General features: G+C 62.6%; 16 protein-coding genes. 8 read left to right on the forward strand and 8 right to left on the reverse strand.

Annotated elements, in window-relative coordinates; all coding sequences use genetic code 11:
* Nucleotides 1–21: 21 nt before the first annotated feature.
* Nucleotides 22–1,209, forward strand: a complete 1,188-nt coding sequence (locus ACO06O_RS01000) for a DUF1501 domain-containing protein (protein ID WP_421875369.1) — start codon at nucleotides 22–24, stop codon at nucleotides 1,207–1,209.
* Nucleotides 1,210–1,211: 2 nt separating this feature from the next.
* Here the strand turns inward: ACO06O_RS01000 and ACO06O_RS01005 are convergent, their stop codons facing one another.
* The 3 genes from ACO06O_RS01005 to ACO06O_RS01015 all read right to left on the reverse strand — a co-directional run bounded on the left by ACO06O_RS01005 (nucleotide 1,212) and on the right by ACO06O_RS01015 (nucleotide 5,317).
* The gene (locus ACO06O_RS01005; protein ID WP_421875371.1) at nucleotides 1,212–2,027 is read right to left on the reverse strand and encodes a ferritin-like domain-containing protein; all 816 of its coding nucleotides are present in this window, start codon (nucleotides 2,025–2,027) and stop codon (nucleotides 1,212–1,214) included.
* Between the two features lie 14 nt (nucleotides 2,028–2,041).
* The gene (gene bcp, locus ACO06O_RS01010; RefSeq protein WP_421875373.1) at nucleotides 2,042–2,506 is read right to left on the reverse strand and encodes a thioredoxin-dependent thiol peroxidase; all 465 of its coding nucleotides are present in this window, start codon (nucleotides 2,504–2,506) and stop codon (nucleotides 2,042–2,044) included.
* 126 nt (nucleotides 2,507–2,632) lie between these two features.
* Entirely contained in the window at nucleotides 2,633–5,317 is a 2,685-nt protein-coding gene (locus tag ACO06O_RS01015; RefSeq protein WP_421875375.1) for a ribonuclease E/G, read from the reverse strand.
* A gap of 705 nt (nucleotides 5,318–6,022) precedes the next feature.
* On the opposite strand from ACO06O_RS01015, the gene ACO06O_RS01020 reads away from it, so the two are divergent.
* The 4 genes from ACO06O_RS01020 (at nucleotide 6,023) to ACO06O_RS01035 (ending at nucleotide 11,774) form a co-directional block, all read left to right on the forward strand.
* Entirely contained in the window at nucleotides 6,023–7,264 is a 1,242-nt protein-coding gene (locus ACO06O_RS01020) for an N-acetylmuramoyl-L-alanine amidase (protein ID WP_421875377.1), read from the forward strand.
* Between the two features lie 125 nt (nucleotides 7,265–7,389).
* Nucleotides 7,390–9,954 carry a penicillin-binding protein 1A gene (locus tag ACO06O_RS01025; protein ID WP_421875379.1) on the forward strand — a complete coding sequence of 855 codons (2,565 nt, stop codon included), beginning with the start codon at nucleotides 7,390–7,392 and terminating at the stop codon, nucleotides 9,952–9,954.
* 10 nt (nucleotides 9,955–9,964) lie between these two features.
* The gene (locus ACO06O_RS01030; RefSeq protein ID WP_421875381.1) at nucleotides 9,965–10,795 is read left to right on the forward strand and encodes a 23S rRNA (adenine(2030)-N(6))-methyltransferase RlmJ; all 831 of its coding nucleotides are present in this window, start codon (nucleotides 9,965–9,967) and stop codon (nucleotides 10,793–10,795) included.
* 61 nt (nucleotides 10,796–10,856) lie between these two features.
* Nucleotides 10,857–11,774 carry a pirin family protein gene (locus ACO06O_RS01035; RefSeq protein ID WP_421875383.1) on the forward strand — a complete coding sequence of 306 codons (918 nt, stop codon included), beginning with the start codon at nucleotides 10,857–10,859 and terminating at the stop codon, nucleotides 11,772–11,774.
* Here ACO06O_RS01035 and ACO06O_RS01040 read toward each other — a convergent pair.
* Both ACO06O_RS01040 and ACO06O_RS01045 read right to left on the reverse strand, forming a co-directional pair.
* Nucleotides 11,752–14,625, reverse strand: coding sequence for an HD domain-containing phosphohydrolase (locus ACO06O_RS01040; RefSeq protein ID WP_421875385.1), 2,874 nt, complete (start codon nucleotides 14,623–14,625; stop codon nucleotides 11,752–11,754). The two genes, ACO06O_RS01035 and ACO06O_RS01040, sit on opposite strands and share 23 nt — an antisense overlap.
* Nucleotides 14,626–14,834: 209 nt before the next feature.
* Nucleotides 14,835–15,212 carry a hypothetical protein gene (locus ACO06O_RS01045; RefSeq protein ID WP_421875388.1) on the reverse strand — a complete coding sequence of 126 codons (378 nt, stop codon included), beginning with the start codon at nucleotides 15,210–15,212 and terminating at the stop codon, nucleotides 14,835–14,837.
* Nucleotides 15,213–15,262: 50 nt separating this feature from the next.
* Between ACO06O_RS01045 and ACO06O_RS01050 the strand changes: the two genes are divergently transcribed.
* Both ACO06O_RS01050 and ACO06O_RS01055 read left to right on the forward strand, forming a co-directional pair.
* Nucleotides 15,263–16,303, forward strand: coding sequence for an RluA family pseudouridine synthase (locus tag ACO06O_RS01050; RefSeq protein ID WP_421876421.1), 1,041 nt, complete (start codon nucleotides 15,263–15,265; stop codon nucleotides 16,301–16,303).
* Nucleotides 16,304–16,387: 84 nt separating this feature from the next.
* Nucleotides 16,388–16,576 carry a (2Fe-2S)-binding protein gene (locus ACO06O_RS01055; RefSeq protein ID WP_420417727.1) on the forward strand — a complete coding sequence of 63 codons (189 nt, stop codon included), beginning with the start codon at nucleotides 16,388–16,390 and terminating at the stop codon, nucleotides 16,574–16,576.
* A 244-nt stretch (nucleotides 16,577–16,820) separates the two neighbouring features.
* Here the strand turns inward: ACO06O_RS01055 and bfr are convergent, their stop codons facing one another.
* Both bfr and ACO06O_RS01065 read right to left on the reverse strand, forming a co-directional pair.
* Complete coding sequence (gene bfr / locus ACO06O_RS01060) at nucleotides 16,821–17,309, reverse strand: bacterioferritin (protein ID WP_421875390.1); 489 nt, start codon at nucleotides 17,307–17,309, stop codon at nucleotides 16,821–16,823.
* Between the two features lie 116 nt (nucleotides 17,310–17,425).
* On the reverse strand, nucleotides 17,426–17,926 hold the full coding sequence (locus tag ACO06O_RS01065; protein ID WP_421875392.1) for a hypothetical protein: 501 nt from the start codon (nucleotides 17,924–17,926) through the stop codon (nucleotides 17,426–17,428).
* A gap of 276 nt (nucleotides 17,927–18,202) precedes the next feature.
* Between ACO06O_RS01065 and rpoH the strand changes: the two genes are divergently transcribed.
* Nucleotides 18,203–19,090, forward strand: coding sequence for an RNA polymerase sigma factor RpoH (rpoH, locus tag ACO06O_RS01070; protein WP_421875394.1), 888 nt, complete (start codon nucleotides 18,203–18,205; stop codon nucleotides 19,088–19,090).
* Nucleotides 19,091–19,142: 52 nt separating this feature from the next.
* On the opposite strand, the gene ACO06O_RS01075 is transcribed toward rpoH, so the two are convergent.
* The gene (locus ACO06O_RS01075; RefSeq protein WP_421875396.1) at nucleotides 19,143–19,853 is read right to left on the reverse strand and encodes a hypothetical protein; all 711 of its coding nucleotides are present in this window, start codon (nucleotides 19,851–19,853) and stop codon (nucleotides 19,143–19,145) included.
* Nucleotides 19,854–19,859: the final 6 nt, after the last annotated feature.

Here is a 19,859-nt window from a genome sequence, read left to right on the forward strand (position 1 = left end):
TTATCCCTTACGAGACGCGGATTGCTGGCCCTGGGTGGGGCGGCCACGGTCGCTGCGCTGTCAGGAATCCGCGTGACCTATGCCGCCGGACCGTCCGACCGTCCCCTGATCCTGGTCCTGCTGCGCGGCGGACCGGATGGCCAGGCGCTGCTGCCGTTGCATGGCGACCCGGCCTATCGCAGCGTCCGGTCCAACCTCGCCCTGCCCGGGCCGGACGCACCGGGTGGCCTGTTCGATCTGGATGGCGTTATCGGACTGCACCCGAATGCCGGGGCGCTGATCCCCTATTGGGAGGCCGGGCAACTGGCGGTCCTGCCCAGTGTCGCCTCCCCCTATCGCGGCACCTCCCATGCGGAGGCGATTTCGGTTCTGGATTCCGGATCCGCCGGGATAGAAACCGTTCAGGACAACGGCTGGCTGAACCGGGCGGTCGCGGCCGTCGGCGCGGCGAGCGGCGGCGGAAGCATCGGCCATCCGATTGGAAACCTGCCGCTTGTCCTGCGCGGCGAAGCCCCTCCCCTCGCGATCGGCGGCACCGAACCGCCCTCGGCCGATCCCCGTTTCCTGGCGAAGGTCCAGGCGCTCTATGCCGGCGATGCCGCCCTGGCGGAGGCTCTGCAGGCCGGCCGGAAAGCCCATGACACGCTGGCCGGCGCCTTGGGCCAGGACCATGCCGACGCCAACGCCGCCGGACGTCACGCCCAAACTTTCCCGCTTCTGGCACGCACCATCGGGCGGGCGATGGCCGGCGGAACGGGGCCCGGCTGTGCGGTGATCGAAATTGGCGGCTGGGACACGCATATCCAGCAGGGCACGGATCGTGGTCCCTTGTCCCGCCGCATCGCCGGGCTGGCGGAAGGACTGGCGCAACTGGCGGACTCCCTCGGCGCGGCCTTCGCCCACAGCATGATCGTGACGATTGGGGAGTTCGGCCGCTCCGTCCCGCCCAACCGAGCCGGTGGCACGGAACACGGGTTGGGCGGCGCGGCCCTGGTACTGGGCGGCGGCGTGTCAGGCGGCAAGCGTTTGGGACCCCTGCCGAAGCTGGATGTGGAAGCGCTGGGGCGGGACGGCGCCCTATCGCCGACCGTCGACAGCCGCGCCCTGTTCAAGGCGGTGCTCGCCAAACACTGGATGGTCAGCGCCTCCGCGCTGAACAAGCGCGTCTTTCCCGATTCCGGCGCCATCGCCCCGCTACCGGGGCTCTGAACCTAAGGAGCGAGCGGGCTGTAGTAAGTTTCCGGGAAGCCCGCACGCGCACGGCTTTCCACGTTGAAGGGGGGACGGAGACCGCCTTTGAAATGTTCCTTCACCATGGATTGCCAGGTTTCGACCGGTTCCACGCCGCGTTCGGTACAGACATGTTCGAACCAGCGCCGGCCAACGGCGACATGACAGATTTCGTCATCATGAATGATCTGCAGCGCGGCGGCGCTTTCCGTGTCTCCGGCGGCCTCCAGCTTCTCGATCATTGCCGGCGTAACGTCCAAACCCCGCGCTTCCAGCACCATCGGCACGATGGCCAGCCGGGCCAGAAGATCATGGGCGGTTTCCATCGACGCCTGCCACAGGCCGTCATGGGCCGGCAGGTCGCCATAGGACGCGCCGAGGGTCCGCAGCCGGTCGTCCAGCATCAGGAAATGACGCGCCTCGTCATCGCCGACCGCGATCCAATCGTCGAAAAACTCTTCCGGCAGGCCATTGCCCGCAAACCGGGCGACGATGTCGAAAGCGAGATCGATTGCGTTGAGTTCGATATGCGCCAGCGCATGCAGCAATGCGATCCGGCCTTCCGGCGCGGGGCCGATCTTGCGGCGCGGCACGTCCTTTGGGCGTTTCAGCACAGGATGCGCAGGGCGGGCCGGGCGGGCAGGCACCGGGCGCGGACCGTGGCAGCATTCGACACCACGGGTAAGCCAGTCGCGGGCGACGCGGCGGGCGGCATGGGCCTTGCCCCGGGCATCCGGTGTTTCCAGAACCTCGATCGCCGCACAGGCGAGGGTCCGTTCGTTCTTCACGTAGGTCAAAGCAGTTTCACAGCTCAAAGCGATTTCACGGCGGCCAGCACGTCTTCGACGTGACCCGGCACTTTTACCTTGCGCCAGATCTTCGCCAGCTTGCCGTCTCCATCGATCAGGAAGGTTGCGCGGTCGATACCCATATACTTGCGGCCATACATGCTCTTTTCGACCCAGGTGCCATAGGCCTCGCAGACCGCCCCGTCCTCATCGGAGGCCAACGGGAAGGTCAGATCGTACTTGGCCTTGAACTTGTCATGCTTGGCGACCGTGTCCTTCGATACGCCGATCACCGTGGCGCCGGCACCGGAGAAATCCGGCAGAGAGTCGCGAAATCCGCAGGCTTCCTTCGTGCAACCCGGCGTGTCGTCCTTCGGATAGAAATAAAGGATTACCGGTTTGCCCTTCAGATCCGACAAGCGGACCGTGCCGCCGCCATCGGTCGGCATGGTGAAATCCGGCGCGGTATCGCCCTCGTTCACTGCCATCGCGTCACTCCCTAATCGCATGTTTGCTTATGACCATGCTGTCATGTAGCGCAGCGGGTCTCATCTACAAGGTCCTGAAAACGAAACCGCCCCGCCGGACGAACCGGCGGGGCGGGGATCGATTGGTTAACCCAGGACCCTGTTCCACCACCCTCGCTTCTTCGGCTGGGAGGCGGAGTCGTCGTCACCGGCTGCTTCGGCGCTTTCCTCGACCGAAGCGGGTTCGGCGGGCGGTGCGTCGCTGTTGGCCGCGACCGGCACTTCCGCCGGAGCATCGGCCGTGTCGTCCGCCGAAGCCGGCGTATCACCGGCAGCTTCGGCGGTGCTTTCAGCAGCGGGCTCCGCGGGTTCCGGTTTCGCCGCCGCGGCCTTCTTCCGAGTCCGGCGTGGGCGTTTCGGCTTTTCTTCCGGCGCTGCTTTGGCGTCTTCCTTGGCCTCGGTACCCGTCTCGACCGATTCCGCCGGTTCCGCGGCGGCCGGCTTGGCAGCGGCAGCCTTCTTCCGGGTACGACGCGGGCGTTTCGGCTTTTCCTCGGCTACGGGTTCCGGCGCAGGTTCTTCTGCAACGGCTTGCTCTTCGACCGGTGCAGCTTCAGCCGGCTCGGACGTTTCAGCGGCATCGCCTTCGGTGGCTTCGGCGACCGGCGCATCGGCTACCGCCTCTTCAGCGGCAGCATCAGCGGCGGCCTCATCGGTGCCCTGACTTTCCCGGCGGCGGCCACCCCGGCTGCGGCGCCGGCGCTTGGGCTTGGCTTCCTCACCCGTGCCCTCGGCCCCGGCATCGGTCGCCTCGGCATCCCCATTAGCGTCGGCATCGGCTTCGCCATCAGCGTCCAAGGCTGCCTGATCGTCTCCGCCTTCGCCGTTCTCCAGCGTTCCGTCCTCGTTGCGGTTCCGGCCGCGACGACGGCCCCCACGACGGCCCCGCTTGCGGCGGCGGCGGTTGCGGTCCTCGCCATCGGCCCGTTCGGCCTGCGGCTCGTCCTCACCGGCATCTTCCGAGTCGGCCTCGTCCTCGATATCCTCGACATCCTGGACGGCCTGATCCTCATCCTCACGGCCCCGGCCACGACGGCGTCCGCCGCGACGGCCCCGGCGACGGGACCCACGATCCTCCTCGCTGTCGGAACTACGGTCCCGGTTGCGTGGCTCTTCGGCCTGGACCGCCGGCAGATCGACAGCTTCGCCTTCGAGCGTTCCGGAACGTTGGATCTCGAAATTCGGCGGCAGCATGCCGTCGACCGCCTCGATCGTGACGGAGAAGCCGTAACGGTTCTCCATATCCGTCAGAACCGCACGCTTATGGTTCAGGATGTAGAGCGCGACCGATCCCGGCACCTTCACGGTGATTTCGCGGGCGCGGCGGCGCAGACCTTCCTCTTCCAGGGCGCGGGTGACCATCAGGGCCGCCGATTCCGTCGACACGATATAGCCGACGCCGCCACAGGTCGGGCAGGGCTGGCTCATCGCCTCGATCAGGCTTGGGCGCAGACGCTGGCGCGACATTTCCAACAGGCCGAAGGCCGAAATCCGGCCGACCTGAATGCGCGCGCGGTCCCGGCGCAGGGCTTCCTTCAAACGCCGTTCGACCGCGTGATCGTTGCGGTTTTCGTCCATATCGATGAAGTCGATGACGATCAGACCGGCCAGATCGCGCAGGCGCAACTGACGTGCCACCTCATCGGCGGCCTCCAGGTTGGTCTTAAGCGCGGTTTCTTCGATATGACGTTCCCGGGTCGACTTGCCGGAGTTCACGTCGATCGCCACCAGCGCCTCGGTCTGGTGGATGACGATGGACCCGCCGGACCGCAGATGGACTGTGGAATCGTGGATCAGGGCCAGTTGCTGTTCGACCTGATAGCGGTGGAACAGCGGGATACCCTGCTCGTCCTTGTACGGCTGGACCTTCTTGGCGTGGCTGGGGATCAGCGCACGCATGAAATCCTTGGCGACCCGGTAGCCCTCGTCACCCGCAACCAGGACCTCTTCGATATCCTTGGTATAGAGATCGCGGATCGCCCGTTTGACCAGGCTGCCTTCCTCATGGATCAGGCTGGGTGCGGTCGATTCCAGGGTGCGCTCCCGAATTTCGTCCCACAGCCGCATGATATAGTCGAAGTCACGCTTGACCTCGGCCTTGGACCGTTCGGCCCCGGCCGTGCGCAGGATCACCGCCATGCCTTCCGGCACGCTGAGTTCCGACAGGATCGACTTCAGGCGCTTGCGGTCCTGAACGTTGGCGATCTTGCGGCTGACCCCGCCGCCACGCGACGTGTTGGGCATCACCACGCAATACCGGCCGGCCAGCGACAGATAGGTCGTCAGCGCCGCACCCTTGGTGCCGCGCTCTTCCTTGACCACCTGCACCAGCATGACCTGGCGGCGTTTGATGACTTCCTGGATCTTGTACTGGCGGCGCAGGCGCGGGCGGCGGCGTGCCGCCTCCTCGACTGCCTCGTCGACACCCTCGCCGGCGCCCATATCCTCGACCCCGTCACCGGCTTCGCCGCTGACATCGTCTTCGTCGGCATCGACTTCCTCGACCAGTTCCTCACGGTCAGAGACCGGAATCCGGTAATAGTCGGGATGGATTTCAGAAAAGGCCAGGAAGCCGTGGCGATTGCCGCCGTATTCTACGAACGCCGCCTGCAGGGACGGTTCCACCCGCGTAACCTTCGCGAGGTAGATATTGCCCTTAATCTGCTGTTTGGTGGTTGTTTCGTAGTCGAATTCCTCAAGCCGGTTGCCATTGACGACCGTCACCCGGGTCTCTTCCGGATGGGTCGCATCTACTAACATGCGTCTTGTCATATACTCCTACCTCGGCGGTTCCGGTCCCGTTCGGGCGGCCCGCCGGCAGCCGTTGTGCGAGCGCGCCTTCGGACGAACCGCGCCTGTTCCGGCCGGGTCGGGAAGAGCGTGCGCCGACGGCCGCGCGCGCCAATGGCGCGCCCGGGGCCGGTGTGCAGATGCTCGCTGGTTTCATCATATCGCTTGCGCGTCTCGAATTATCTGTCCAATGCCCGGCGCTTCCGCTTCCATTGGCAAGGCCCCGGAATTTTGGGGCACGGCAAAGGACCGGCGGCGCCGAAAATCTTTTCCCGGCGTCCAGAAACCTTCTTTTCGAAAAGTTCATGCACGCCGTTCGGCGGAGCGTCGCGCCCTGTGGCCTCCCTCGCGCCGACCATGCCCGTAATTGAAGCAGGAGGGACGCAGAGCTTCGGATGCCACCCCCGCGCCCGTCCCGCAGTTTGGAAATTCAGACGAGCGGCGCGACCATCTTCCGGCGCTGCCGTTCGCCCCTGCGGCGGACACGAAACGGACTCTCTCGTCGCTCAGACTATCCGCCGCTTCGATCTTTAACAACGCAATTCGCGCACCAATTTCAGAAAGTCGGTCCAAACCGAATCGGCGCGCGGAAAAGCCGCTCTTGGCCTTTGAACTTTGCGGCGACTCGGGCCATACAAGGTGGATATGGGCGCACGGAATGGCAGCGCAGGCGAAGGCACGGTGCTTATGCCCCTTGGTATCCGGTTCGACCGCGTCGTTCGGATCGCAGCGATATTGACGCTGGCGGTCGGGCTGACGTTTGCGAACGGCGCGGTGGTCCGCGCCGAAGGACCGGCCTTGTCCGACGCCCGGATCGGCCTGCACGACGGTCAGACGCGCTTCGTCCTGGAGTTCACCCAAGGCGTTCCCTACAAGATTTTCACCCTGGCCAACCCCGACCGCATCGTAATCGACCTGCCCTCGGTAGACTGGCGGGGTCCAAAATCCGGACAGGCCGGAGGGCGCGGCCTGATCAGCGGGTATCGCCATGGCTTGTTCAAGCCGGGCATCACGCGCGTCGTCATCGATCTGGCGGCCCCGGCCTCTGTCGCGAAGCATTTCGTGCTGGGCGCCGGCGGCGGCGCCGGGCCGCGTGTGGTCGTGGACCTGGCGCCCGCGGCGCGAACGATCCAAAGCGCCGAGCCTGAGGAATCGGCTTCCTGGGCGGCCTATGCAGCCGAATTGTCGCGCACCAGCCCGACCGCAACGGTGGCCGCGCCGCCGACCGACTCGTCGAAGCGCATCATCGTGATCGATCCCGGCCATGGCGGCGTCGATCCCGGCGCCATCGGATCCAGCGGCATCTATGAAAAGAATGTTGTTCTGTCCTTCGCCAAAACCCTGAAACGGGTTCTGGAAAGCACCGGGCGCTACGACGTGGTGATGACCCGAGACCGGGATATCTTCATCCCGCTGCGCGACCGGTACCAGGTCGCCCATTCCGTCAATGCCGGCCTGTTCCTGTCAATCCACGCGGATTCCCATAACAGCAGCAATTTACGAGGCCTGTCGGTCTATACTTTGTCGGACAAGGCATCCGACCGAGAGGCCGAGGACTTGGCCAAGAAAGAGAACTTGTCCGACGTCCTGGCGGGAACGGATCTGACCGGTTATGAGGCAGATGTAACATCGATCCTGATCAGCTTGGCCCAGCAAAGCGTCAAACAGAGCAGCGCCTTGTTCGCCGAAGCCTTGGTCGATGAGATGAAGAAATCGGTTCAATTGCTGCGCAATCCCCACCGGTTTGCCGGGTTCGCGGTCCTGAAATCGCCCAATGTCCCGTCGGTCCTGATCGAACTGGGTTATCTGTCGAACCGGTCGGATGAGGCGAACCTGATTTCTGACGCGCACCGGGAGAAGATGGCCGCCGGCATGGTTAGGGCGATAGACCTCTATTTCGACCGCAAGGAAACGTTGGAACGGTCCTGATCCGGGGATCTTCGAGCTTCGTTCCGATGCCGCAATTGCGTCATGGAATCGCCCTACCGCTTCCTATAGTTTAAGGGATGCTCGACCAAGATCGGGCGTAATGTGTGTAACCGGTTGAGACAATTATGCGATTTGTAAGGCGTGCCTTTCTGTATCTGTTTTTCCTCGGGCTGCTGGCCGGTGTCGTCGGCGTCGGCACCGTGGGCTGGGCGTTCTGGGAGTACGGAAAGGACCTGCCGGACTACAAATACCTGGCTGATTACGAGCCGCCGACTTCGACCCGCGTCCATGCCGGGGACGGGCGCCTGCTGGCCGAGTTCGCGGTCGAGCCGCGAGTCTTCGTGCCGATCGACGCCATTCCCCGCCGGGTGAGCCAAGGTTTCATCGCGGCGGAAGACCAGCATTTTTACGATCATTTCGGTGTCGACCTGCAGGCGTTGATGCGCGCCGTCGTCACCAATGTCGTCCACTATCTGCAGGGCCGGCGCGTGATCGGTGCGTCCACGATCACCCAACAGGTTGCAAAGAACTTTCTTCTGACCAACGAGGTGTCGATTCGGCGCAAGATCCGCGAGGCGATCCTGGCCCTGCGCATCGAACGGGCGATGGACAAGGACCGGATTCTCGAACTCTATCTGAACGAAATCTATCTGGGCTACGGCTCCTATGGCGTCGCCGCCGCCGCGCTGAACTACTTCGACAAAAGCCTGGACGAGTTGACGGTGGCCGAGATCGCCTATCTTGCCGCCCTACCCAAGGCACCCAACAATTACCACCCGATCCGCCGTCGCGAAGCCGCCATCGGCCGGCGCGACTGGGTCGTCGGACGTATGCTGGAAGAAGGCTACATCACCGCCGAGGAAGCCAAGGTTGCCCGCGCGGAACCGCTGGACGTCAAAACCCATGCCGAAGTCGACCTTGTCGACGCCGGGTATTTTCTGGAGGAGGTCCGGCGCGAGTTGGACGACCGCTTCGGCGAGAGCGGTCTCTATAAAGGTGGCCTTTCGGTTCGCACCACCCTGGATCCGAACTTACAGGAGATCGCCCGTTCGGCCCTGCGCGACGGCCTGATCGCCTATGATCACCGGCACGGCTATCGCGGTCCGGTGGGACGGATCGGCAGCGACGAACCCTGGCATCCGGCACTGACGGCGTTTGAAAAGCCCAGCGGCACGCTGAACTGGGACACGGCGGCCGTTCTGAAGGTCCATGCGGATTCGGCTGATATCGGTCTGCCCGACGGTTCCACCGGGACATTGCCGCTGGCCGAGCTGCGCTGGGCGCGTAAGCCGAACGAAGACGAGCGCCGGACCGTCGGCCCGTCGATCAAACAGGTCGGCGATGTGCTGACCGCGGGCGACATTATTCTGGTCGAACCGGTCCGTGAAGGCCCACCGGCGAAAGAGGGCGATCCGCCGGTTCAGTATCCTGACGGCACCTATTCCCTGCGCCAGATTCCCGAAGTGAACGGCGCCATCGTCGCGATGGACCCGCATACCGGGCGTGTCTTGGCAATGAGCGGGGGCTGGAGCTTCGAGACCAGTCAGTTCAACCGCGCAACTCAGGCCCTCCGCCAGCCCGGCTCCTCCTTCAAACCCTTTGTCTATCTGACGGCGTTGGAAAACGGCTATACGCCGGCGACCATCATCCTGGACGCCCCGTTCGTGATCGATCAGGGCGAGGGATTGGGTAAGTGGAAGCCATCGAACTTCTCACGCGAGTTCTATGGCCCCTCCCCGATGCGGATCGGCATCGAAAAATCGCGGAACCTGATGACCGTGCGTCTGGCCCAGGCAATCGGCATGGACAAAGTTGCGGAAACCGCAGAGCGATTTGGGATCATGGCGAACATGCCGGCCCAATTGTCCATGTCACTGGGCGCCGCGGACGTTCGTCTGATCGATATGGTGTCCGCCTACGCCGCCCTGGTGAATGGCGGTAAGAAGATCACCCCGACGCTGATCGACCGAATTCAGAACCGCAACGGTCGAACCGTGTTCCGCCATGACGAACGGGACTGCGGGGGATGCGACGCTGCCTATTGGGACAATCAAGCGGTACCGCAATTGCCGGACGTCCGTCCGCAGATCACCGACCCGGCTTCCGCCTATCAGATCGTCACAATGCTGGAAGGGGTTGTTCTGCGTGGCACCGGCCGCCGGATTGCCGAGATCGGCAAACCCCTGGGCGGCAAGACCGGAACCACGAACGATTCCAAGGATTCTTGGTTCATTGGCTTCTCCCCGGACCTTGCTGTCGGGGTTTTCATCGGCTTCGACAATCCCATCCCACTGGGCTACCAACCCTGGGGCGGGCAGGAAACCGGATCGTCGGTCGCTGCGCCAGTGTTCAAATCTTTCATGGAAGTCGCACTGGCCGACAAACCGGCGATTCCCTTCCGAACGCCACCGGGCATCCGCATGGTTCGGATCGACGCCGAGACCGGCAAGCTTGCAACGCCATCCAGCGGCAAAGTCATAACCGAGGCCTTCAAGGCCGGAACAGAGCCGGGCGCGAAGTCGGATTCCGTCATCATCTCCGGTACCGGCGCGCCGATCCTGCCCGTCGTGTCGGAAGACGGCCCAGTGGTGAACGGTCAAGGCGCCGTCGATACGTCCCCAATTCCCAGCTCCCTGCCGGACTCCACGGGCGTGACCCAGCCGCAAACCGCGCCCAGCGGCCTCTATTGATCGGCGTATCGTGAACTATCGACACGCGTTCCATGCCGGCAATTTCGCCGATGTGCATAAGCACTGGATTCTGACGCTGCTGCTTGCCCGGCTGGCCGCGAAGGATAAACCCTTCTTCGTCCTGGACAGCCATGCCGGGGCCGGTTTCTACGATCTGGCACGCGAGGAGACCGGCCGCACCGGCGAGGCGGCGGACGGGATCGGGCGGCTGATCGACAGCACCGCCGTTCCGGACTCTTTTTCGCCGCTGCTGACAGCGATCCGCCAGTTGAATCCGGAAGGCGGGTTGCGATGGTATCCGGGCTCTCCGTGGCTAATCGCGCATCTTCTGCGGCCGGACGACCGGCTGGCGGCTGTCGAGGCCCATGAGGGTCAGGCGGCGCTGCTTCGGGAGACGTTGCGCGAGGCACGGAACGCGAAATCCTATCACCGAGACGGGTATGACGCGATCCCATCGCTGCTGCCGCCGAAGGAGCGGCGGGGACTGACATTGATCGACCCGCCCTATGAAGACCGCGACGACGTCTCCCGCATCGTCAAGGCCGTGACCGACGGCATGAAGCGCTTCGCCACCGGCAGCGTCGCGATCTGGTATCCGATCAAGACCCTGAGCCTGGGAGACACCTTGGCGCGCGAACTGCCGCCCGCTGAGCGGGGTCGGCTGCGCTGCGAGATCTGGACCCGTCCGCCGGAACGCGAAGACGCGGGCCTGACCGGCAGCGGCATGATCCTGTTGAACCCGATCTGGCCGATTGACGAGACGATCGCCGAGGACCAGCCTATCCTGGCCGACTTGCTGGCGCAGGAGGACGGTGCAGGGTCGCGCGTCCTTTCGTTTTGAAGGGCGCGGGCCACCGGCCATACGGACAAGCCTTTCCGGCAGATTCTAGGATGCGCGAAATATGAGCCACCACGACGCCCCCGAAGCCCTATGCCGAGGCGACGATTGCCGCCCGGTCGATCTGGTCATCGAGCCCAGATCCCGCCAGATCGGGGCGTTCGAGGTCCGCCGCGTCCTTCCGGTGGCCCAGCGCCGGTCCGTTGGCCCCTTTGTCTTTTTCGACCAAATGGGGCCCACGGTCTTTCAGAACGGGCAGTTTCTGGATGTCGGCCCGCACCCCCATATCGGCCTGTCGACCATAACCTGGCTCACCGAGGGAGAGATCGTCCATCGCGACAGTCTGGGATCGGTCCAGACCATCCGGCCCGGCGAAGTCAATTGGATGACCGCAGGGTCCGGCGTGGTTCATTCCGAACGCTCCCCCGACAGCGAGAGGCGGAACGGTGCCCGGGTGGCGGGCATTCAGGCCTGGATCGCGTTGCCGGAAACCGAGCAAGATTGCGAACCTTCCTTTCAGCATTACCCGTCGACGGAGATACCATGGTTGATTGGGGACGGCGTCCGGGCGGCACTGATCGTCGGCCGCGCCTGGGGCATGGAATCCCCGGTGGTGACACCGACGGACACGCTTTACGCCGACATCGCGCTGGAGCCGGGCGCGACGCTGGACCTGCCGGAGGAGACGCCGGAACGGGCCGTTTATGGCCTGGCCGGTGATTTCCGGCTGAACGGGGCCCAGTTCGGTCCGAGCCTGATGACCGTGCTGACCTCCGGCACGGCGGTCACGATCCATGCCGGTCCGGAAGGCGCCCGCCTGATGCTGTGCGGTGGCGAGCCACTGGACGGGCCGCGGCACATGTATTGGAATTTCGTATCCACATCGAAGGAGCGGATTGAGGCTGCGAAGAGCGATTGGACCGAAGGCCGGTTCGCAGCGATCCCCGGCGAAGGTCCGGTTATTCCGCTGCCGGGGCGCTGACCCTGTAATCCTGCGGATCGACCGCGTCGATCTGGTCCGGACGCAGAAACTTTAGCGCATAGTCCATATAGATGCCCGACGTCAGGAACAGGTCGAACAGGTCCGGATCGACATGCTGATCCTTGACCATGAAAGTCATGATCTTCAACGCTTCCGAAAGGGTCTTGCCCTTCTTGTAGGGCCGGTCGACGGCGGTCAGCGCCTCGAAAATGTCGGCGATGGCCATCATCCGCGCGACCGGCGACATGTCGTTCTTGCTCAGCCGTTTGGGATAGCCAGTCCCATCCATCTTCTCGTGATGGCCGCCGGCCAGTTCGGGGACATTGCGCAAATGTTTCGGGAAAGGCAGACGGTCCAGCATCTTGATCGTTTGCACGATGTGTTCGTTGATCTTGTAGCGATCCTCCTCGGTCAACGTCCCGCGCGATATCTTCAAATTGTGCACCTCGCCCCGGTTATACAGAAGCTCGGGAACATCCATCTTGAAGCCCCAATGATTGTCCGGCGACAGCTTGTCGGCTTCGGGCCGGGCGAACATGTGTTCCGGCCGGTCCGAAAGCAGCGGTTCCTCGGCCGGCAGCGATCTTTCCGGCACGGCGTCCATACGCGCCTTCTCGGCATGAGACACGCCTAGTCGGTCGCTCAACGTACGGGTCCATGTCTTGCGCGACAGGGCCTCGATCCGCTCCACGCGTTCCGGGGACATGAACTCGCCGCCCAGATTGCACTCCGCCAGGAAGGCGAAATCCGCGTCCAATTCGGACTGCTGTCGGCGCAAATCGGCATCGTCGGCGGGATCGCCGCCTTCCGCCAGGACACGGCGCAGAAATCCGATCTCCGCCTCGCGCTTCATGACCTCGATCCGCATTCGGATTTCGTGAATGCGGTCATAGATCGTCTCCAGCTTGGTCGCCTTGTCGACCACGAATTCCGGCGTCGTGACCTTACCGCAATCATGCAGCCAGGCCGCGACATGGATCGCCTGCCAGTCATCCTCGGACAGTTTGAACCGCGCGAAGGGACCATCGTCGGAACGGTCCGCCGCCGCGGCCAGCATCTTCGTCAACTCCGGCACCCGGGCACAATGGCCGCCGGTATAAGGGCTCTTGGCGTCGATCGCGCCGGCGATCATCTGGATGAAGCTTTCGAATAGTTCCCTTTGGGCGGCGATCAACTGCCGCGCCTCTACCGATACGGCCGCCGAGCCTGAAAGCGCCTCGGTAAAGCGCACCAGGGCGGGGTCCATCGCGTGGGATTCGATCAGCAACAGAACGCCGACCAGCTCCTTCTGGCGATTGTACAGCGGCGCCGCCAACAGGAATTGCGGTGGCTCCGTCATCTTTTCTGGCAGGCCGGCTAGGCCACAACGTTCCAGTTCCAGTGGCGACGCGGCGGCGCTTTCGGCGTTCTCGTCGGCGATAGAGCGAACAATGACGTTGTTGCGGCGGCTTAGAAGGACGTCAGGAATCGGGAAATCCAGATCGTGACCGTCATCGGTGCGGGACGCGTGCGGCACCAGTCGCGCGCCCTCGGCATCGGTCAGATAAAGAATCCCCGCCTCAGTGTCCGTCGTGGCGATGATTTCGTCCAGCAACCGGCGCAACAGCGCATCGAAATCCTCCTCTGCCGCAATCGCACGGTTGATCTCCAGGAAACGCTGAATCGTGTAGCGTAGATTGTCGATCGTGATCGACAGTTCGGCGACCTCCCGGATTCGGGTGTCGACCTGAATCGGCTCGTCGAATTCGAATGCCGCCAGCGCCCGGACATCCTGGGCCAGTTCCTTAAGCGGCTTGGAAATCCGCCGAACGAGCAGCCAACCGATGGGAATGCCCAGCACCAGAACCAGCACAACGAAGGCGCCCTGCACCTGAATGATCTGCCGTGAGGCAGCGAACATTTCATGGACCGGCACGGCCAGTAGGATACGTGCCGGTTCGGCAAGCCCGATATCCAGCGGCCCGTTGGAATAGGCCCAGTTCGCACCGTCCACCTCGATTGTGCCGCTGCGCGCAGGTCCAAGCAGGCGTTCGCTTTGGGCGATGCGCGCCAGAACGGGCACGCCCAGGTCGCTGACATGCAATCGCCCTATACGGCCATCGCCATGTATCGATATGACCTTGGACAGATCCTCATAGGCGATCATCCGTCCTTCGCTATCCAAGATCGCGACCTCGGACCCGCTGCTGGGTCGGATCGATGCGATTTCCGATGCCAGGCGCACGATGGTCGCATCCAGCCCCAGGATTGCGCCCCGATCCGCCGAGCGGCGCGAGACCGTTATGCCGATTTCCTGGGTGGTAAAGAAGACATAGGGCTCGCTGAGCTTCTGAACATTCGTAAATTGGCTGTCGCGGTACCAGGGCCGCGTCCGTGGGTCATAGGTGTAGTCGTCGCGCGGATCGTACCGGATAAGGCGCAGGGTTTGGTCGTAGAAGCGATAAGCGCCGCTTCGGTCCCCATTTTCCTGTTCCGTGATCGTTTGAACCAGAAAACGGCTGCCTTCCGGGGCATTGAAACGGCTGACATCCTCGTCCGTCTCAATCTTCCGAACCAGCATGAAGTCCCCATTGGGATAGCCCGCATAGACCGACACCACTGTGCCGTTCATGCGCAGCGTCTCTGCCAGCACCGGCAGGCGCGCCAAGCGCCCCTCCAAACTTGTCGCCGACGACAGCGGGTCGTGAATCAGAACACCCAATTGCGCCCCGATCGGATCCACCAATCGTCGCCCACGTTCCCGCATCAGAATGGTCAGGCTATCGAACTGATCCTCCAGGGCCGCGCGAAGCGCCTGGTTCATGGCGTTGTAGCCCAATGTGGCGATGCTGCCCCCAACAACCGCCAGCATGATTAGCCCGACGGCGATCAGAAAGACATGTACCGGTACCCGAAATATACCGTTTGAAGATTGCGTCACAATTCCGCTCGACTAACCCGCATCCGGACACAGCCTAGTCGGTTCCGTTACCGAAGGTAAGTGCGGAAACGCGCTAAAATTGATAATCGGGGTAATAAGTTACCGGCGATCCCTTCAAATGGGCCGGTAGGGCCCTACCGCTACTTCGCAGCGGGTTCGATTTCGAACAGCGTCACGCCTTGTCGATCATAGGCCCGCACCATGTCGCGGCCTTCATCGGTGCGGATATGAATGTAGAGAATTCCGGCATCTGCCGTCATGGACACAATCCCCGGAGCGGATGTTGGAACAGACGGGGTCGGGACCGACATCGGGGCCACCGGAGCCGGCGTGGCCGCGTCATTCTGCGCCGATTGCGGCGTATCCGACGAACCCAGCTTGCCCGCCTTCATCGCGATGCCGTATACCAGCCCTCCCAATCCCAGGACGATCAGAACGCCCAGGGTCGCCACGACGATGACGATGCCGCGATTGGCGCGGACCGGGTTCTCGTTTGGATCAAAATCGTTCTGGGCCATGAATGAAAGTCCTGTGTTTCCGGCGCTGCCAACCGGAGCGAAAGGTGACAATGATGACCGACGACATTCTCGAAGACGATGACGGCCCGGAACTGGACGGGCCGGCCGACGGCGCGAATGACACGGTCGTGCTGACCGTCCCGGACGAAGCGGAAGGCACGCGCCTCGACCGGTATCTGGCCGATGCGCTGCCCGATCTGTCCCGAAGCCGGGTCCAAGCCCTGCTGAAGGATGGCTACGTCCGTTCGGAAAGCGGCGCGACAGTATCCGACGCCTCGGCGAGGGTCAAACGCGGTGCGGGCTATACCGTGACCGTCCCGGCGCCGGAAGCCGCCCTGCCGGAACCGCAGGCGATCCCGCTGACCATCCTGCATGAGGATGCTCATCTGATCGTGGTCGACAAGCCGGCCGGTATGGTCGTGCATCCCGCCCCCGGCAATCGCGACGGAACCCTGGTCAATGCGTTGCTGCATCATTGCGGCGACAGTTTGATGGGGATCGGCGGGGTGCTGCGCCCCGGTATTGTCCATCGGATCGACAAGGATACGTCCGGCCTGTTGGTCGCGGCCAAGAGCGACAAGGCCCATGCCGGACTAGCGGCGCTGTTCGCCGAGCACGCCATCGAACGCCTGTATCGCGCCATCGTAATCGGCGTACCGGAACCGGTTCAGGGAACGATCGACCAGAATATCGGCCGCCACCCGACCGACCGGATCCGGTTCGCGACCGTCAGCGAATTCAGCGGAAAGACCGCCGTCACCCATTACCGGCTGCTGGCCCAGTCCGACATGGCGGTGGCCGAGATCGAATGCCGGCTGGAAACCGGCCGCACCCATCAGATCCGCGTCCATATGGCCAGTACGGGCCATCCGCTGATCGGCGATCCGCTGTACGGCCGGTCGACACGGACGCGCAGGGCGGCGCTGTCGAAGGAGAAGCGCATGGCGGCCGACGCGTTCCCGCGTCAGGCGCTGCATGCGGCCACCCTCGCCTTCCGGCATCCGGTCACGGGCAAGGATCTGTCTTTCGCGTCGGAACCGCCGGACGACTACTTGAAGCTTCGCATGGATTTGGGGCTCGCCTCGGGGTAGTTGCGAACGCCTATCAACGCAATTGACAATCATTATCAAGGACATTACCTACTTGAGGGTAAGGTTCAGGAGGTTGTCCGCGCGATGTATGTTTGTATCTGCAATGCGGTTTGTTCCGACCGGGTAGCCGAAGCGATTGATAACGGCCACAACGATCCGGAATCCGTTTACGCCGCATGCGGTGTGCGCCCGAATTGCGGAATGTGCGCCGAAACAATCGAAGAAATGATTTGGAGCCGTAAGGCCGCCGCCATGCCGGTGCCCGCCGAATAGCATGTTCACCTTCCGCACGATGACCCGTTGGATCCGGATGGCGGAGGCCACTGCGCGGGATCGCGGGCATGACGCGGATCAGAAGGTGCGAACCGACAGGTCCTTTACGGACGGCACGACACCAAAATCCAACGCCCCGAACGACGGGGACCGGCGCTGGATTCTCTGACCGGATCGGGCGGCGGGGCGCAGACGTAACGCGCCCCAGCCCTTAGACCAGCCCTTATTCCGGCCCTTGGATCGCTTACGAGGACGAAGAATCCTCGCCGAACATGTGTTCCTGGAGATAGTTCTGCAGGCCCGTGCTTTCGATCAGGGACTGCTGCGTTTCCAGCCAATCGATATGCTCTTCGGTATCGTCCAAGATCTTCTCGAAGATTTCCCGGCTGACGAAATCGCGGGTTTCTTCGCAGATCGGAATGGCTTCCTTCAACGCAGCCTGGTTGGCCATTTCCAGCGCCAGATCGCATTCAAACATTTCCGGAACGTTCTGGCCGATCTTAAGGCGTCCCAAATCCTGAAGATTGGGAAGACCGTTCAGCATCAAAATCCGCTCAATCAGATAATCGGCGTGTTTCATTTCGCCGATGGATTCTTCATAGACCTTATGGGCCAAGCGCTTGAATCCCCAGTCTTTCAACATGCGCGCATGCAGGAAATACTGATTGATCGCCGTCAGCTCGTTCTTAAGGATCGTGTTGAGTTGTTCGATGACGCGGGGGTTACCTTGCATCTTCGCCATCCCTTCGATTCTGTGATTGGTTGTGGACAATGTGACGGAACACCGCGCAAAAGTCCACTGATAACGACTTGCAAGCCATTGATTTTACACGAATTTTGCGCATACGACTAAGTCGCAATCACAGCACTGACCAGATAGTCGACGCGGCTTCCGTCTCGGCTAAGCGGTAGGCGCAGGGTCGACATGCGCTGATAATCCGGAATGTCCCAATCCACCGGCCCGGACTGACGTCCGATTGCCGGTTCGCGCACCAGACGCTGGATAAAGGCCAGATCGAACTCGTTATAGTTCGTCGCGTCGATCCGTTCGCCATATTGCTGCTGCATGGTCTTGCCGGTCATTTCAAGCCGCGTCAGTTCGGCGATATGCGAGCCCCAGAGGCGGTAACGCATTGTGCCCCCCTCCGGATCCAGCAGTTCGCCCATGGTGATCCAGCCCCACCAGCCGCGGAAGTCTTCGAAACCGAATTCCGATTTCAGCGGCAGTTTGCCGGGCGCAAGCTTCGCGGCCCATATTCGGACGAAATCCGCATGCGCGCCGAATTCGCCGGGATCGGTGGTCAGGTCGAAAACCTCATAGAGCCAATCCTGCTCTTCGCACCAAATCAAAGACCTGACTTCCTTTCGATCCCTTGTGTTGTGTTGCCCTTGCCTATGGTCATAGCATGGTCTTGCCGCAGCCATAGTTCCGCCGCAATCCCATTTGACACTAGCGGAACAAAATTAGGGTGAATACGACATATTCATTTCCCTTCACGACAAGGTGAATGGGAAATGTTGATCATCCGTGACGCCGCATCTTGAATAGCAGGGTCCGAAACCCTATCTCTCGGATCGGTACCTAAGCTGGCGGATCGCGCGCCGGCATTGTTGGGGAGAGACATCATGGCCAATACCGCAAATATTCCTGCGCTGACCCCGGAAGGTAATCTGCAGCGCTATCTCGACGAGATCCGCAAGTTCCCGATGTTGGAGCCGGATCAGGAATACATGCTGGCCAAGAGCTGGCGTGAGCACGAAGACCGTGATGCCGCCCATCAACTGGTCACCAGTCATTTGCGTCTCGTGGCGAAAATCGCCATGGGCTACCGCGGATATGGCCTGCCCGTGGCGGAGCTGATCTCCGAAGGCAATGTCGGCATGATGCAGGCGGTGAAGCGCTTCGACCCGGAACGCGGATTCCGCTTGGCGACCTATGCGATGTGGTGGATTCGCGCCGCGATCCAGGAATACATCCTGCATTCCTGGTCGCTGGTCAAAATGGGCACCACCGCGGCTCAGAAGAAACTGTTCTTCAACCTGCGCAAGATCAAGGGCCGCCTGCAGGCACTGGAAGAAGGCGACCTTGCACCGGAGACGGTGACGAAGATCGCCCAGGAACTCGACGTGCCGGAACAGGATGTCGTGACCATGAACCGCCGGTTGGCGGGCGGCGACAATTCCCTGAACGCGCCGCTGCGCGCCGATGGCGACGGCGAATGGCAGGATTGGCTGGAAGATGACAGCGACAGCCAGGAGACCGTACTGGCCGACAGCGAGGAACTGTCCATGCGCCGTCAGATGTTGGCGCAGGCCATGACCAATCTGAACGACCGCGAACGGCATATCCTGACCGAACGGCGCCTGAAGGACGATCCCAAGACGCTGGAAGATCTCAGCCAGGAATACGGCATCAGCCGGGAACGGGTGCGCCAGATCGAAGTGCGGGCGTTTGAGAAACTGCAGCGGTCCATGCGCAACAAGGCGATGGAACAGAAGCTGCAGACGGCCTGATCCGGCGTCCTTGCGGACTGCGACGAACTAAACGGGCGGTTGGTCCAGCGGACTAGCCGCCCGTTCCCGTTTTGCCGTCGATAGCGCCGTAATCGCCATTGTCCAGGCCATTGCCGTTCCCGTTGCCGTTCCCGTTGCCGTTCAATGCGTCGGGATTGTCATCATCGTCATCGGCGGTCGGCCCGGCTTCGACCACCGCCAGTTCGTCCAGGGGCGCTGCCTTGCGCACGTCCATGCCCCATTCCTTTTCCAGATCTTTCTGACCTTCCTTGATCGATTTGCGACGCATATCGAGCGACAGGTCCAGGTAACGGAGCACCATGCCTGGAACGACGAAATGGATGCCCCAGCCGACGCCGGCGGCGCCCAGCATGATGATCCAGTTCATCGGGTCACCCAGCAGCTCAAAGGTCGATGTCAGGGACACGTCCCCGCCCCACAATTCGAATGCGATGATCAGCGCGCCGGCCAAGTTGGTCCAGGCCACCGTCTTTGTCGCATAGCGCCGGGGATGCGTGTCGATCAGATGGGCCACGCCCGTCGGCAACATGCCGACGGCCAGCAGGATCACCGTCTCATAGAAGAACAGGCAGATCAGGCAGGAGAACGCCATGATGATGGTGTAATACCCGGCCGAGCGCTTCTTCTTGGCGCCCCCACCCTTGTTCTTCCCATTATCGCGGTTGACGGGGGCCGTCGCGGGTTGCGGCGCGCGGGCGGAGCCGATCTCGTCGACCAGTTGATTGTCCGGGGAACGCGCCATCTTACC

Source organism: Pacificispira sp., assembly GCF_965228185.1.
Taxonomy (GTDB): domain Bacteria; phylum Pseudomonadota; class Alphaproteobacteria; order UBA8366; family Aestuariispiraceae; genus Pacificispira.